We start from the raw sequence: 14,625 nt of genomic DNA on the forward strand, positions 1-14,625 counted from the left end.
AGTCTGGGCAGGGAAACACGCTGTCGAAGAAGGAGCCGACCGATGAGCGACATGCACTTGCTGGCCGCGGCCAAAAGCCTGTTGAGCCATCCCCCCTTTACCCTGGCCGATGCCAGAGCCCTGGAGGCGCTGGAAGAGGAAGCGGTGGGGGAGGAGGGGCTCTGCATCGCCGCGCTATGGGACATCGCCCTCGCGCTGGCGGACGAGGAAGCCAGACACTATCTCCTGGGGGATGGCTGAGCGGGTTTCGGGTGGGCGGACAGCAATGACAACGGGGGGCCTGGGCCCCCCGTTGTCATTGGCAGCTGTCGCTCAGATGGAGAGGCTCTTGACGGTGTCCGACACCGAGTTGGCGTCCTCGATGATCTCCTTGATGACGTCGGCGATGATGGTGGCCTGCTCCTGACCTGCCACCGCCTTGTCGGAGACGACGGAGACAGTCTGGGTGATCTGGGAGGTGATCTCCGAGTTGTGCTTGATGACGGTGACGATCTCGCTGGTGGAGCTGGAAGTGCGCGCCGCCAGTTGCCTCACCTCGTCGGCCACGACCGCGAATCCCCGTCCCTGTTCCCCGGCGCGGGCCGCCTCGATGGCCGCGTTGAGGGCCAGCAGATTGGTCTGATCCGCGATGCCGCTGATGGTGGAGATGATGGATTCGATGCTCCTGGATTGCTGGTTGAGCTGCTCTATCTGCTTGCTGACCGCATTGACCGAGGTGTTGATGTGAGAGGAGGTGTCGAGCACCCTGTCGATGACCTCCCGCCCCCTGGCGGCGCTCGCGACGGTTTCGCTGGCGATGGCACACGCCTTCTGGGCCGCTTCCCGGGTGGAGATGGATTTCTCCACCCGCTCGGTGATGTCGCTCGCCAGCTTGATGATTTTGACCACCTTGCCCTCGTGGTTGAAGATGGGGTTGTAGGTGGCCTCCAGCCAGATCTTCTCCCCCCGGTGATCCAGACGCATGAAAAGCCCTGACTTGATGTCACCCGAGCCAAGATCCTGCCAGAAATGGGGGTTGTTCTGGTAGAAATCGCTGTCACAGAAGAGGCGATGATGCTTGCCGACCACCTCTTCCAGCCGGTAGCCAAAGCAGTTGAGGAAATTCTGGTTGGCGGTGATGACGGTGCCATCGGGTTGGAAATCAATGACCGCCAGGGACTTGTCCAGGGCTGCCAGCAGGGCCTGGGTGCGCTCCAGAGTGGATTGCTGCTGGGTCACGTCGGAGGCGACCTTGGCGATCCGCACCACCTTGCCGTCGATCACGATGGGGAAATAGGTCGCCTCCAGCCACACGGCCTTGCCGGATTTCGACTGGCGAATAAAGCGGCCGCTGCGGGAGACGCCGTGGCGCAGATCCTGCCACAAGGTCTCGTAATCCCGGGTATTGACGTCGTCGGGGAAGCAGAGGGTGCTGTGATGCTTGCCAATCACCTCGTCACGCTCATATCCCACGATCTTGAGAAACAGCGCGTTGGCGAAGGTGACCACTCCCGCCGGGGTGAACTGGACGAAGGGGACCTGCAACTGGATAGCCTGTTCAAATGCCCCCAGCTCCACCACCCTTGCCGCTTGCTCACTGGCTTCCTTGCTTGCTTTTTGATTCCAGAACATGACAGCGCTCCTCCATGAGACCCTTGAATGGGATAACGACCAAATCTGAGTAAATTAACAATAGCATTGCGTCCTGATGAGTCGTCATCGAACTCAAATTAACTTTTTATTTTTCAATGTTGATAAATGGCTTCTTAATTGTGGGGTCTCGTACAAGGGTTATTTATCTCCTGGGCCGCCCTGGCCCCAGGGAATATTGGCATGAAGGCGCCTCTTTTGGCACTGACTATTCTATATATCGCCTTCATATGAACCCAGTGGCGCGCCATGTGGCCTGCATGGGTATTTAATGAGTCTTATATGGGCACAGTGAAATTAGGTGGAGGCGGGGATCTGGAAATAGCCGCTATCTGATCCTCTGGTGTGAGAAATAAACGGCCAAGGGTGTGATGTTCTGGATGTGCGGCATGTGTGAACCCGTGACGACATTGCCGCTTCGGTATATTTTCTGTCCCGAAACAGGGAGTGTTTATTTTGCCTGCAAGGTGGAGAGTTTCTGGTTCAGGGACTCAATCTCTTTCTGATATCGGGTAGTGACCGACTGCATCTCTGCCGAGACATTGCGGGATCTTGCCTTGTTCTCCGTGATCTGGGTCATCTCGTTGTTCATCTTCTGCTTTTTGGCCTCGATCTCGGTGCGCAGCGCCTCGGCCTGGCGTTGTTTCTGGCCGTTCGCCAGGCTCTGCTCTATCTCCCGGGTCTGGTTGGCCGCCTGCTCCACCGCCTCGGGGGAGGGGGTATAGACATTGAGTGCCATGGGTTTGGCATCGCTGCTGCAGGGGATGTCACTGAAGGTGATCCGCCCGTCGCGGGCGCATTGATAGACAGCCGCCTGGACAACGGGGACGTTGGCAAGCCCCAGGCAGGCGAGAGAGATGACCAGCATGCGTGACATAGACTCCTCCTTGAATCCTCTTCCTTGCACACTAGTACATGGCGCAAGGTCAGACAACGGCCCCGTTTCGGGAGCGACATTCCGGTCCTCACGTCGCTTTTCTCTGGTCCATGGCGGGGAGATCTCCTGCGCAATGGGTGTGCCATGGCGGCACAAAGCGACGGATCCCTGCCTGTTTCCCCGCAGTTCAACACATCAGAGCACCATAACGGGCCGCAATGAGGTATCTTATGCCCCGATTTCATCCATCAAACGGATAAGAGACAACACATGATCATCAAACCCAAGGTTCGCGGCTTTATCTGCACCACCACCCACCCGGTCGGTTGTGAAGCCAATGTTCGTCGCCAGATCGCTTACACCCAAGCCAAGGGCGCCATCGAGAATGGCCCCAAGAAGGTGCTGGTGATCGGCGCTTCCACCGGCTATGGTCTGGCCTCCCGCATTGCCGCAGCCTTCGGCAGCGGAGCTGCTACCATCGGTGTCTTCTTCGAAAAGCCGAGCTCCGAGACCAAGACGGGCTCCGCCGGCTGGTACAACTCCGCCGCCTTCGACAAGGCCGCCAAAGAGGCCGGCCTCTACGCCAAGAGCATCAATGGCGATGCCTTCTCCCACGAGTGCCGTGCCAAGGTGATCGAGCTCATCAAGCAGGATCTGGGTCAAATCGATCTGGTGATCTATTCCCTGGCCTCTCCGGTGCGCAAGCTGCCGGATACCGGCGAAGTGGTGCGCTCCGCCCTCAAACCCATCGGCGAGGTCTATACCTCCACCGCCATCGACACCAACAAGGATCAGATCATCACCGCCACCGTCGAGCCGGCGAATGAGGAAGAGATCCAGAGCACCATCACCGTCATGGGCGGCCAGGACTGGGAACTGTGGATGGCGGCTCTGCGCGATGCGGGTGTGCTGGCTGACGGCGCCAAGTCCGTGGCCTACTCCTACATCGGTACCGACCTGACCTGGCCAATCTACTGGCATGGTACCCTGGGGCGCGCCAAGGAAGATCTGGACCGCGCCGCCACCGCCATCCGTGGCGATCTGGCTGCCAAGGGGGGGACCGCCCACGTGGCCGTGCTCAAATCCGTGGTGACCCAGGCCTCCTCTGCCATTCCCGTGATGCCGCTCTACATCTCCATGGCCTTCAAGATCATGAAGGAGAAGGGCATTCACGAGGGCTGCATGGAGCAGGTGGACCGCATGATGCGCACCCGCCTGTACGGCGCCGACATGGCGCTGGACGAGCAGGCCCGCATCCGCATGGATGACTGGGAACTGCGTGAAGACGTGCAGCAGACCTGCCGTGATCTCTGGCCCTCCATCACCACCGAGAACCTCTCCGAGCTGACTGACTACACCGGCTACAAGCAGGAGTTCCTGCGCCTGTTCGGTTTCGGTCTGGACGAGGTGGACTACGATGCGGACGTGAATCCGGACGTGCAATTCGACGTGGTCGAGCTGTAAGTCGGTCGTCAGCACAGACAGGGCCCTGCGGGGCCCTGTTTTTTTGCAGCAGACTCAACCTGTTGCCTCAGGTTTATTATCCGCGATCACCTTTTTCCCCGAACAAACCCGCTAGGCTTGCGCTGTCCGGATCACAGACGGCACCGCCGAGGTACGAAAGTCATGACCACATCCCATGAGGCGCCCAAGAAGCGCCAGCTCCCCACGGTTTATACCCTGCTTTTCATCATCATCGCCCTGATGGCGGCCCTCACCTGGGTGCTGCCGGCGGGAAAATACAACTATGTGACGGCCAAGACCCAGCAGCCGGTGGCTGCGGCGGCCGTGGCCGACTACAGCGGTGACGAGCGACTGCTGCCGGTACCCGGCAGTTACACCGAGCTCCCCTCCCAACCCCAGGGGGTATTCGCTGTGCTCAAGGCGCCCATCCAGGGCTTTCACAAGGCGGCGGACGTGGCACTGTTCGTGCTCATCATCGGCGGCTTTCTGGCGGTGACCATGCAGAGCGGGGCGCTGGATGCCGGGGTCGGGGCCATAGTGCGTACCTTCGCCGGGCGCGAGCGGCTGCTCATCCCGGTGCTGATCGCCCTGTTTGCCCTGGGTGGCTCCACCTTCGGCATGGCGGAGGAGACGGTGGCCTTCTGGGCGCTCATCGTGCCGGTGATGATGGCGGCGGGCTTCGATCGCATGGTGGCGGCCGGGATCATCCTGCTCGGCTCCGGGGTCGGGGTGCTCGCCTCCACCGTCAATCCGTTTGCCACCGGCATCGCCTCCGGTTTCGCGGGTATCCCCATCGGTGAGGGGATAGGGCTACGGGTCATCCAGTGGCTGCTGCTGGTGATCTTCGCCTCCTGGTTCGTGATGCGCTACGCCAGGCAGGTGCAGCAGGACAAATCCAGCTCCGTGCTGGCTGACATCGTTTATGACGACGAGTTCTCCCAGATGAAGAGCGGCAACCTCGCCTTCAGCGGCAAGCAGAAGCTCACCATGCTGGTCTTCTTCGGCACCTTCCTGCTGATGATCTATGCGGTGGTGCCCTGGTCGGATCTGGGCATCGATCTGTTGCCCACCCTGGGCTGGTGGTTCGACGAGCTCTCCACCCTCTTCTTCAGCGCCTCCATCCTGATTGCCCTCATCAACCGGATGCCGGAGTCCAACTACGTGGCGACCTTCCTGAACGGGGCGCGGGATCTCATCGGGGTGGCCCTGGTGGTGGCGGTGGCGCGCGGCATCTATGTGGTGATGGAGCACGGCGTCATCATCGACACCATACTGCATTGGGCCGAGGGGCTGGTGAGCGGGCTGTCGTCGTCGGTCTTCATCCTGATGGCCTATCTGGTGCACATCATCCTGAGCTTCTTCATTCCCTCCACCTCGGGGCTCGCGACCGTCTCCATGCCGCTGATGGGACCGCTGGCGGACTTCTCCGGCATCTCCCGGGATCTGGTGATCACCGCCTATCAGTCCGCCTCCGGCTGGATCAACCTGTTCGCCCCCACCGCCGCCCACCTGGTGGCGGGGCTGGCGCTCGCCAGGATCCCCTACGATCGCTTCGTGCGCTGGGTGCTGCCCTTCATCATCGGGGTGGCTCTGATCACCATGGTGGTGCTGGTGGCCGGGGCCCTGCTGCACGGCTGATGGCGCGGATAGAAAACGACAGACAACAAAAAGGCTCCCGCGGGAGCCTTTTTCATGAGCCTTGCTTACTGCTTGTAGCCCTTGAGGAAGCGGGCGAGACGGCCGATGGCCTCTTCCAGCTCCTCTTCCCGGGGCAGGAACACCAGCCGGAAGTGATCCGGTGCCGGCCAGTTGAAGCCGGTGCCCTGCACCAGCAGGAGCTTCTCCTGCTGCAGCAGGTCGAACACCATCTTCTGGTCGTCGCGAATGTCGTACACCTTGGGGTCGAGGCGCGGGAACATGTAGAGCGCCCCCTTGGGCTTGACGCAGGAGACCCCGGGGATCTCGTTCAAAAGCTCCCAGGCCTTGTCCCGCTGGCGACGCAGGCGACCCCCCGGCAGGATCAGCTCGTTGATGCTCTGGTAGCCCCCAAGGGCGGTCTGGATGGCGTGCTGCATGGGCACGTTGGCACACAGCCGCATGGAGGCCAGCATCTCCAGTCCCTCAATGTAGCCCTTGGCGCGGCCCTTGGGTCCGGTGATGACCATCCAGCCCTGGCGGAAGCCGCAGGCGCGGTAGGCCTTGGAGAGGCCGTTGAAGGTCACCACCATCACATCGTCGCACAGGGTGCAGACGCTGGTGTGGGAGATGTCGTCGTAGAGGATCTTGTCGTAAATTTCGTCGGCGAAGATGATGAGGTTGTGCTGACGGGCGATCTCGATCACTTCAAGCAAAAATTCGCTGCCGTAGACGGCGCCGGTCGGGTTGTTGGGGTTGATCAGCACCAGGCCGCGGGTGCGCGGGGTGATGCGGGCGCGGATGTCGTCGAGATCCGGATACCAGTCAGCCCCTTCGTCACAGCGGTAGTGCACCGCATGGCCGCCGGAGAGGGTGACGGCCGCGGTCCAGAGCGGGTAGTCGGGGGAGGGCACCAGCATCTCGTCGCCGTTGTTGAGCAGCGCCTGCATCGCCATCACGATGAGCTCGCTCGCACCGTTGCCGATGTAGATGTCGTCGATGTCGACCTTGCGCATCCCTTTTTGCTGGTAGTACTGCATCACCGCCTTGCGGGCGGAGAAGAGCCCCTTGGAGTCGCAGTAGCCCTGGCTCTGGGGCATGTTGAGGATCACATCCTTGATGATCTCCTCCGGTGCTTCGAAGCCAAACGGGGCCGGATTGCCGATGTTGAGCTTGATGATGCGGTGACCTTCGTCTTCGAGACGGCGAGCTTCTTTGTGCACCGGGCCGCGGATGTCATAGCAGACATCGTCGAGCTTGTGCGACTTGTCGATAGTGAACATGGTGAGCGTGATTCCTTCCCCGTGGGGCGCGTTGGCAGAAAAGCTGTTTTTAGTATCAAATTTCTCTGCCCCTATTCTTCACAGAATTGAATGCTAGAACAATCTAATTTATGGAATAAATCCCTGATATTTACCCCTGAAACAGGGTTGTTGAAATGTTAAATTCAGCATGATCGTTTGCCTCTCTTTGGTAGATCAGTGAAAGATGAGGGGCAGATTCATAAAGCAACATGAGTGTATTGAAATATCTCCCTCATCTGGCACGATTGGCTGGGGTAAAAAAGGCCCCGACCCGTCGGTCTGCCAGGGGAGCACGCAGGCACGGGGGCTCATCTTCCCGCTCTCGAGGTTCACTCATGCAGGCACCCGCCACCGGTCGCTACCGCCATTTCAAGGGGGGCTATTACCAGGTTCTGGCCCTGGCCTTGCACACCGAAACCCAGGAGCAGCTTGTGATCTATCAATCCGAACAGGATGGTCAGGTCTATGCCCGCCCCGTCGCCATGTTCATGGAGTGGATTGAACATCAGGGACAGGTGGTGAGCCGCTTCACGCCGGTGGCCTGAGGCAGACTTGGCGACATGAAAAAAGGCGCCAGAGGCGCCTTTTTTCATGTTGTCGGGGCTTACAGACCCAGATTGGCTCTGGCATAGGCCTCAAAATCGGTGCAGCCGCCGATGTGCTGCTCATCCAGGAAGATCTGCGGCACAGTGGTGACCGGCTTGCCCGCCTTGGCGGCGAGATCGTCCTTGGTCAGCCCGGCCACGTTGATATCCACGTAGCGGAACTCGAAGTCATCGCGCACCTCGGTCAGTTGCTCGGCAATCTGCTTGGCACGCACGCAATAGGGGCAACCGGGACGACCAAAAATCTCTACAAACATCTTTTCTCTCCATTAAACAAGCCGTTGAAGAAGGCCATTGAGATGAGGCTGGGCACAGCATAGCCGTGGCGCCCTGTCAGTCAAAGCTGAAAATAGCGATGCTTACGTTCGCCATCTCCGATTGCGCCCACTGCTGATGACGGCGCCGGCATCCCTGTTTCGCCCCAAGGTCGGGGAGTGGAGCTGCCTTGCCGGCAAGGCAGCCCGTCTATCACTGCTCGACGATCTGGATGGGTTGTTGCTGGTAGATGCTCTCCAGCACGCCTTTTTCGAAGACGGTCCAGGGCCAGGGCGCCTTGCTGGCGCGGTAGCGCTCGTGGGTTGCCGGATCCTGGGAGAGACCGCGCTGGAACATCACGAAGGCCTTGCGCTGGCCACCGGCGGTGTCGATGAAGCCGGCGAGGTTCGACGTACCTGTGATGGTACCGGTCTTGGCGTGTACCTTGTTCTTCATCATGGGAGCGGTGACGCTGCGTCGCCAGGCCAGGGTGCCGTCTACCTGGGAGCTTGGCAGCAGCTTGATGAAGTCGAGCTCGGCATCGTTCTTCTGGATGAAGTTAAGCACCGACAACATCTGGCGCGCGCTGATGAGATTGTGGGCGGAGAGGCCGGAGCCGTCGGCCAGGGTGGCGTTGCCAAGGTCAATGCCGTGCTTGGTCAGGATGGCGCGCACCGCCATGGTGCCGCTGCGATAGCTGCCCGGCTTGTTGTAGTAGTGACGCCCCACGGTTTTGAGGAAGGTATCGGCGTAGAGGTTGTCGGACTTTTTCAACATCTTGGCGAGCATCACCGGCAGGGAGACAGAGTAGTGGGTCGCCAGGGTCTGGGCACCGACAGGGGCCTGATGGGTGACCCGCAGCAGGCCGTCGTGGCTGATCCCGGCGCGGTTCATGGCCCAGCGGATGTTGTCCCAGCCCCAGGCCTCCACGTCATGGATGGCAAAGCGCAGCCCTTGTGGCTCCTTGTTCGGGGTGATGCAGCCCTTGAGCTCGTAGAAGTTGCCCTTGGCCATGTCTACTTCCAGAGCGCAGAACTGACGCGCCATGTCGCCATAGCTCATCACCTCCACGTTGTCGGCGCCGATGCCGATGGGCACGCCGGTGGCCACGTTGCCCACCGCAGGCTTGCCAATCTGGGTGGCGGTGATGGTGCCGTAGGCGCAGTTCTTGTCGATGATGACCGAGGAGACGGGAGCGGCGAAGCAGAGGGTCTGATCCCCCCAGGACCAGCCGTTGCCACGCTCATAGCCGTTGTAGGCACCGGTGTTGACATAGACGTTGCCCTGAATGCGGGTGACGCCCAACTGTTTGAACAGGGCAACCAGATCCATGCGCGACAGGGTCGGGTCGCCGACGAAGTTGATCCAGATGTCGCCGTTGATGGTGGTGCCCTGTTTGGCGCCGGGCTGGGCCTGGATGTCGGTGGCGAAGCGGAAGTCGGCACCGAGTTCGAGGCGTGCAGCGAGCGCGGTGAGCACCTTCATGGTGGAGGCGGGGGCTATCATGTCATCGGCGTGACGGGCAAATTCCACCCCGTTGTTGCCCTGTACGATGACGGCGTACTGGCCCCCCTTGGGCGGGGTCAGCGGGGCGGCGTGGACCGCCAGAGAAAAGAGAGCACAAAAACCAATCAACAGCCGCTGCATAGGATCCTCTAACTGAACGAAAGGGCGGCATCAGAAACCGCCCCGATAATCAAACCGGGTGACTGCCGGGTATCGCCTGCCATGGGGTCAGGCCGGGGCGTTGGCAGTCCGGTAACGCCCCTCGTAATCGAATATTTTTTCCTTCACCTGCCAGAAGCGTCCCGACTTGCGGGCGATGACGAAATCCGGGTGACGGAACTGGTCTGCCGCGAGCATCACGCTCGCCAGGGTCGTGAATTCGGGCTCAAGGCCCGGGGCGGGCCAATGATGACGCACAAAGCGTTGTTGAAACAAGCGCTGTGCACCCCGGGAGTGAAAGGGGAAGTACTCCGTCAGGGTCAGGCCATCCTCGTCGTGGTAGGTCACCTCCAGCCGCTCCCCCTGCTTGCCGCGCCCGGCACTCAGGGTCAAACCGGCGCAGCGGATCACCATGCAGTCCTTGAGATTGAGGGCCTCCTTGAGCTTGTCGTCAGGGTCCACCAGCAGCTGGTCACAGCTTTGGCAGCGGCGGGCGGCGATGTCGTTTTCAGCACCGCAACCTGGGCAGATCTTGGCGCGAAAGCGGTAGTCGCACTCCTCGCGGTTGCCCTCGTCATCTTCAAACAGTCCCTGACAGCGGCGGCCGTAGTGCTCGATCACCTTGCCATCCTCGTCGGTCTTGCCCCAGAAGGTGTTGGCAAAGCCGCAGGCGGGGCAGGGCACCTGAACCGGCTCGGTGCCGGCGTGGGGGCGAGGCTCCCCCACTTCGGGGGCAAACAGGTTGAAGTTGTTGCCTGCGTAGTCGAGCACCAGGCAATCGCTCTTGCCGGGTGAGAGGCGCAGGCCCCGTCCCACAATCTGCTGATAGAGCGACACCGATTCGGTGGGACGCAGCATCACGATGAGGTCGACGTGGGGGGCATCAAAACCGGTGGTGAGCACCGCTACGTTGACCAGAAACTTGAGCTCGCGCGCCTTGAAGGCACTGATTAGAGCGTCGCGCTCCGGTCCCGGCGTCTCGCCGGTGACGAGGGCGGCCTGCTGGTCTCTGGCACCGAGCAGGCCATGAATTTCCCGGGCATGCTCGACGGTGGCGGCGAAGATCATCACCCCCTGCCGGTCGGCCGCATACTCCAGCACCTGGCTCAGGATATGGGGGGTGACCCGCTCCTGTCGCTTGATCTCGCCGTTGAGCTGCGCCTCGCTGAACAGGCCGTTCTCCCGCGGCACCAGCTTGCTGAAGTCGTAGTGGACGATGGGGGCGTCCACCAGGCGCGGCGGGGTCAGGTAGCCGTTTTTCACCATGAAGCGCAGGGGCAGTTCGAACACGCAGTCACCAAAGAGCCGCTCGCCGTGGCTCTTGACCATGCCGTGGTAGTGGCGCCGGTAGATCCAGCCCAGCCCCAGCCGATAGGGGGTGGCGGTGAGTCCGAGGATCTTGAGGACTGGATTGGCGGCCTTGAGATGCTCGATCACCTGATGGTATTGGCTGTCGTCATCGAGCGAGACCCGGTGGCACTCGTCGATGATGAGCAGCGAAAAAGCCCCGTCGAAGGCATCCAGATTGCGCGCCACCGACTGCACCGAGCCAAACACCACCTGGGCGCTCGCCTCCTTGCGTGCGAGCCCGGCGGCAAAGATGTCGGCCTTGAGCCCCCAGGCCTCGTACTTGGCGTGGTTCTGCTCCACCAGCTCCTTGACGTGAGCCAGCACCAGCACCCGGCCACGGGCCTTGCGGGCCAGTTCGGCGATCACCAGGCTCTTGCCGGCCCCGGTGGGCAGCACCACCACGGCGGGATCCGGGTGTTTGCGAAAGTGGCTGATGACGGCGTTGACCGCGTCGGTTTGATAGGGTCTGAGAACGAACATGGGGAACGGCTGTGGTGCAAGGTGGCGCCATTATAGGGATCTTGCGGGGAAAATGCAGTGAGGGGGGCGTGCTGACAGGAAGCGGGCCGGCAGGATGCCGGCCCGTGCAGGTCAGGGACCTCAGTGGAAGGGGAACAGGTAGTTGAGCCAGCTACCCATGCGCATCAGGATCTTGCGCATGATGGCCACGTGGTGGAAGTGCTCGGTATAGATGGCGGCCTGACCGCTGGAGCCCGCGATCACCTGGTAGTTTGCCCACTCGGGATCGGTGATCTCGAGCACGATGGGCAGGCGACCCGGTACCTGTGCCGAGGTCTGATCGATAAGACCCGCCTGTGCCTGGATATTGCCCGGTGCCATGGCCGGGATAACGGACTGCACCTTGGCCTTGAAGATGCGACCCGGAATGCCGTCGAGCACGACTTCGGCCTCGTCACCCGCCTTGAGCCGCTGCATGCTGTTCTGCCAGAACCAGCCGACATAGGCATTGGCATCTTCATGAATGAAGGTCATCACGGGGCGGAACATGAAGGGGGCGGCAATCATGCCCGGGCGCAATGCCAGTTGCACGACATGACCGTCACTCGGGGCGTAGACCACGGTCTGCTCCAGATCGTACTTGGCGATGTTGAGCTGGGCACTCAGGTCATTGAGGGTCGCTTTCTGCTGATCAATCTGGGCGACGATGTCATCCACGTTGGCCTGGGTGACGTCGAGGTCGCGCTGTTTGCCGATGCCCCGTCGCATCAGCTCCTGGGCGCGATCCCTGTCCAGGCTGGCGGCGCGCAGGCGGGCGTCCAGAGCCTTCAGAAAATCGGTGTTGGAGGCGAGGCGCGCCGTCAGGCTGGCGACCTTCTCCTGGAAGGGCTCAGCGTCGATGCGAAACAGCACATCCCCTTTCTTGACCGGTTGGTTGGGCTTGACCGGGACGTCGGTGACTCGTCCCTTGACCAGGGGCACGACCGGGGTGGAGACATAATAGTTGCGAGCCAGCTCGGAATAGGGGTGGTTGTAGTTCATCAGCATGATGAGTGTGCCGATGATGATGACGCCACCCAGCACGGCGGTCGGCACGGTCCACTTGTTGAGCGGGATCTTGAAGATCTTGAAAATACCTATGCAGAGGGCTGTATAGGTGAGAATAAGTAGCAGGTCCATGGGGCGTTACCTATTTGTCGGTCTGTTCGAGCGTGGTCATGCGAGCCTGCAGTGCTGCCAGCTCCTCTTTGAGTGCGCTGATCTCTGTTTCGTCATGTTGTAGGCGTTGCGAGAAGCCCCAGCCGCGATCGGGGCGATAAATCGTGGCCCAGATCCAGAGGAAGGGCCAGAGCACGTGCAGGGTGAACAGGCTGACCCAGCCTGCCACGTGAATGGCGTCCTGGTGGGGGTGATTACGGTGCTTGGCAATTTCATATGGAATATCGTGAATGACGATAATGCCATAGAACATGACCAAGACGACAAACACCAGGATCCCCAGGGCAATGTAGTCAAGTACCATCGATTTCTCCCGTCTGAGTCGCTAACAATGCTTCGATTGTCGAGTCGAGGCTTCGGCAATAATGACAGCATATGCCGTCGGTGCAAGTCTGCAATCGGAGAGTTGGTGTGGCGGTACAGGCATGGTTCATCGGTTGCTCATTTAACACACAAAATTGATTTGGTTAGATAAAATCAAACAGCAATGGATGCCCGGGCAAGGTGAGAGGTGAACCTGATGAACGAATGGTGCAGTGGCAAAGGATGGCGGCTTGGCCTGTTGCTGATCTGCCTGTTGTGGTCCCGCCTCGGCTGGACCGCCGAACCCAGAATGGAGCCCAATGAGCAGGAGCGGGCACAGACCCTGGTCCTGCTTCATGAACCCATCGTCATGCTGACGGCTAAATATGGCAACCTGGATGGGGCGGCCAGGGTACGGCTGGCCCATGAGCGAGTTCAGCGGATGGAGCCAAGCGACCTCATGACGCCTGTGACCGTGACGAAAGGCAGCCGGCACGGCCAGGAGAGCCGGGAGTTTCTGGTCAATGGCAAGCGCATTCTGGTGTTGCTGGAAGGGGACCTTGATGAATTCGACGAGCTGACCCTGGATCAGGCGGCCGAACGCGTCCTGCATCGGCTCGACGGCGTGCGCATCAAGTATCTCGAGCTGCACTCGACCCCCTATTTGCTCAGAGCCGTCGGCTTGGCGGTGGTGGTCAGCCTGATCTTCTTCGGCCTCATCTGGCTGTTGCAGCGGGGGCATCGGCGAGTCAGAAAGTGGCTGGTCAACCGCCTGTTGCTGCAGAAGGGGCTGGTCCCCCACTCCTGGCGCCAGGTCACCGGGAATGTCGAGGTCCGCTTGCTCGGCCTCATCACGCTGCTGCTCATCTTCATGCTCACCTATGGCTGGCTGACCTATGTGCTCGGCCTGTTCCCCCAGACCCGGGCCTGGAGCTATCAGCTTGGGGAATCCCTGTTTGCCCTGTGTGGCGACATGCTGGAAGGCATGATTGCCGCCATGCCCGGTCTGGTAACCGTGCTGCTTATCGTGGTCATCACCCGTTTCTTCATCAAGATGCTGGCCATCCTCTTCGACCGCATCGAGCGTGGCCAGTTTCGGGTGCAGGGTTTGCACGCCGAGACCATAGGCGCCACCCGGCGACTGCTGTCAGTGGTGATCTGGCTGTTTGCCCTGACCGTGGCCTACCCCTATCTGCCGGGGGCGGATTCCGATGCCTTCAAGGGGATCAGCGTCTTCTTCGGTCTGATGGTGACACTGGGATCGGCCGGTATCATGAACCATGCCATGAGCGGCCTGGTGCTCATTTACTCCCGCGCACTGCGGCCAGGGGATCTGGTGCAGATCGGCGAGGTGGAGGGGATGGTGAGCGAGCTCAATGCCCTCTCGACCAAGCTGGTGACGCGCCAGGATCACGAGGTCACACTGCCCAATGCAGTGGTGGTGGGGGGCAAGGTGGTGAACCTGACACGGCTGGCGGGCGAGAAGGGGGTGGCCCTGTTGACCAAGGTGACCATCGGTTATGACACCCCCTGGCGTCAGGTACATGCCATGCTGGAGCTGGCCGCGCGGCGCTGCACCCGGCTCAATCAGGATGAAGCTCCCCTGGTGCGGCAGTTGCATCTGCAGGATTGGTATGTGGAGTACGAGTTGCAGGTAAGAATGAAGGCAAGCGAACTCCCTGCGGTGGTCAAGACGGAGCTCCATGGCCATATTCAGGATGTCTTCAACGAGTTCGGGGTGCAGATCATGTCCCCCAACTTCATTGCCCAGCCGGAACAGGCTGTGCTGGTGGCCAGGGAGCAGTGGTATCAGGCGCCGGCCCGGGCGCCCGATCCCGCCGAGCCCCCCGCCAGGGAGTGA

Annotated in this window: 13 protein-coding genes and 1 pseudogene; 5 read left to right on the plus strand and 9 right to left on the minus strand. The window is 60.9% G+C overall.

Annotated elements, in window-relative coordinates; translation table 11 throughout:
* Positions 1 to 42 precede the first annotated feature (42 nt).
* The gene (locus AB7E19_RS11395) at positions 43 to 240 is read left to right on the plus strand and encodes a hypothetical protein (protein WP_039038678.1); all 198 of its coding nucleotides are present in this window, start codon (positions 43 to 45) and stop codon (positions 238 to 240) included.
* A gap of 72 nt (positions 241 to 312) precedes the next feature.
* Here AB7E19_RS11395 and AB7E19_RS11400 read toward each other — a convergent pair whose 3' ends face one another.
* The 3 genes and pseudogenes from AB7E19_RS11400 to AB7E19_RS11410 form a co-directional block, all read right to left on the minus strand.
* Positions 313 to 846, minus strand: coding sequence for a methyl-accepting chemotaxis protein (locus AB7E19_RS11400; protein WP_257978395.1), 534 nt, complete (start codon positions 844 to 846; stop codon positions 313 to 315).
* A 6-nt stretch (positions 847 to 852) separates the two neighbouring features.
* Positions 853 to 1,611: pseudogene (locus tag AB7E19_RS11405) on the minus strand (PAS domain-containing protein); the annotation flags it as partial.
* 469 nt (positions 1,612 to 2,080) lie between these two features.
* A complete protein-coding gene (locus tag AB7E19_RS11410; RefSeq protein ID WP_042017203.1) occupies positions 2,081 to 2,506 on the minus strand; it encodes a DUF4124 domain-containing protein in 426 nt (141 codons plus the stop codon).
* 270 nt (positions 2,507 to 2,776) lie between these two features.
* Between AB7E19_RS11410 and fabV the strand changes: the two genes are divergently transcribed.
* Both fabV and AB7E19_RS11420 read left to right on the plus strand, forming a co-directional pair.
* Positions 2,777 to 3,970, plus strand: coding sequence for an enoyl-ACP reductase FabV (gene fabV, locus AB7E19_RS11415; protein ID WP_045525450.1), 1,194 nt, complete (start codon positions 2,777 to 2,779; stop codon positions 3,968 to 3,970).
* A gap of 162 nt (positions 3,971 to 4,132) precedes the next feature.
* Positions 4,133 to 5,608: a YfcC family protein gene (locus tag AB7E19_RS11420; RefSeq protein ID WP_427935310.1), complete on the plus strand. Its 1,476-nt coding sequence runs from the start codon at positions 4,133 to 4,135 to the stop codon at positions 5,606 to 5,608.
* Between the two features lie 65 nt (positions 5,609 to 5,673).
* On the opposite strand, the gene AB7E19_RS11425 is transcribed toward AB7E19_RS11420, so the two are convergent.
* Positions 5,674 to 6,888, minus strand: a complete 1,215-nt coding sequence (locus tag AB7E19_RS11425; RefSeq protein WP_005302243.1) for a pyridoxal phosphate-dependent aminotransferase — start codon at positions 6,886 to 6,888, stop codon at positions 5,674 to 5,676.
* Positions 6,889 to 7,244: 356 nt separating this feature from the next.
* Between AB7E19_RS11425 and AB7E19_RS11430 the strand changes: the two genes are divergently transcribed.
* Entirely contained in the window at positions 7,245 to 7,454 is a 210-nt protein-coding gene (locus AB7E19_RS11430) for a DUF1653 domain-containing protein (RefSeq protein WP_010674028.1), read from the plus strand.
* 59 nt (positions 7,455 to 7,513) lie between these two features.
* On the opposite strand, the gene AB7E19_RS11435 is transcribed toward AB7E19_RS11430, so the two are convergent.
* The 5 genes from AB7E19_RS11435 to AB7E19_RS11455 form a co-directional block, all read right to left on the minus strand.
* Complete coding sequence (locus AB7E19_RS11435; RefSeq protein WP_069652663.1) at positions 7,514 to 7,771, minus strand: GrxA family glutaredoxin; 258 nt, start codon at positions 7,769 to 7,771, stop codon at positions 7,514 to 7,516.
* A 211-nt stretch (positions 7,772 to 7,982) separates the two neighbouring features.
* On the minus strand, positions 7,983 to 9,416 hold the full coding sequence (gene dacB / locus AB7E19_RS11440; RefSeq protein ID WP_042017206.1) for a D-alanyl-D-alanine carboxypeptidase/D-alanyl-D-alanine endopeptidase: 1,434 nt from the start codon (positions 9,414 to 9,416) through the stop codon (positions 7,983 to 7,985).
* Between the two features lie 87 nt (positions 9,417 to 9,503).
* Positions 9,504 to 11,264 carry a DEAD/DEAH box helicase gene (locus tag AB7E19_RS11445; protein ID WP_323952668.1) on the minus strand — a complete coding sequence of 587 codons (1,761 nt, stop codon included), beginning with the start codon at positions 11,262 to 11,264 and terminating at the stop codon, positions 9,504 to 9,506.
* A gap of 120 nt (positions 11,265 to 11,384) precedes the next feature.
* A complete protein-coding gene (locus AB7E19_RS11450; RefSeq protein ID WP_322131760.1) occupies positions 11,385 to 12,422 on the minus strand; it encodes an HlyD family secretion protein in 1,038 nt (345 codons plus the stop codon).
* 10 nt (positions 12,423 to 12,432) lie between these two features.
* Positions 12,433 to 12,765, minus strand: coding sequence for a DUF3302 domain-containing protein (locus AB7E19_RS11455; protein WP_039038991.1), 333 nt, complete (start codon positions 12,763 to 12,765; stop codon positions 12,433 to 12,435).
* A 216-nt stretch (positions 12,766 to 12,981) separates the two neighbouring features.
* Between AB7E19_RS11455 and AB7E19_RS11460 the strand changes: the two genes are divergently transcribed.
* Positions 12,982 to 14,625 carry a mechanosensitive ion channel family protein gene (locus AB7E19_RS11460; protein ID WP_427935314.1) on the plus strand — a complete coding sequence of 548 codons (1,644 nt, stop codon included), beginning with the start codon at positions 12,982 to 12,984 and terminating at the stop codon, positions 14,623 to 14,625.

This window comes from Aeromonas sp. (assembly GCF_050252055.1).
GTDB lineage: Bacteria > Pseudomonadota > Gammaproteobacteria > Enterobacterales > Aeromonadaceae > Aeromonas > Aeromonas caviae.

Coding starts and splice junctions, on each gene's coding strand:
- AB7E19_RS11395 (WP_039038678.1), top strand. CDS start 43: ATGAGCGACATGCACTTGCTGGCCGCGGCCAAAAGCCTGTTGAGCCAT.
- AB7E19_RS11410 (WP_042017203.1), bottom strand. CDS start 2,506: ATGTCACGCATGCTGGTCATCTCTCTCGCCTGCCTGGGGCTTGCCAAC.
- fabV (WP_045525450.1), top strand. CDS start 2,777: ATGATCATCAAACCCAAGGTTCGCGGCTTTATCTGCACCACCACCCAC.
- AB7E19_RS11420 (WP_427935310.1), top strand. CDS start 4,133: ATGACCACATCCCATGAGGCGCCCAAGAAGCGCCAGCTCCCCACGGTT.
- AB7E19_RS11425 (WP_005302243.1), bottom strand. CDS start 6,888: ATGTTCACTATCGACAAGTCGCACAAGCTCGACGATGTCTGCTATGAC.
- AB7E19_RS11430 (WP_010674028.1), top strand. CDS start 7,245: ATGCAGGCACCCGCCACCGGTCGCTACCGCCATTTCAAGGGGGGCTAT.
- AB7E19_RS11435 (WP_069652663.1), bottom strand. CDS start 7,771: ATGTTTGTAGAGATTTTTGGTCGTCCCGGTTGCCCCTATTGCGTGCGT.
- dacB (WP_042017206.1), bottom strand. CDS start 9,416: ATGCAGCGGCTGTTGATTGGTTTTTGTGCTCTCTTTTCTCTGGCGGTC.
- AB7E19_RS11445 (WP_323952668.1), bottom strand. CDS start 11,264: ATGTTCGTTCTCAGACCCTATCAAACCGACGCGGTCAACGCCGTCATC.
- AB7E19_RS11450 (WP_322131760.1), bottom strand. CDS start 12,422: ATGGACCTGCTACTTATTCTCACCTATACAGCCCTCTGCATAGGTATT.
- AB7E19_RS11455 (WP_039038991.1), bottom strand. CDS start 12,765: ATGGTACTTGACTACATTGCCCTGGGGATCCTGGTGTTTGTCGTCTTG.
- AB7E19_RS11460 (WP_427935314.1), top strand. CDS start 12,982: ATGAACGAATGGTGCAGTGGCAAAGGATGGCGGCTTGGCCTGTTGCTG.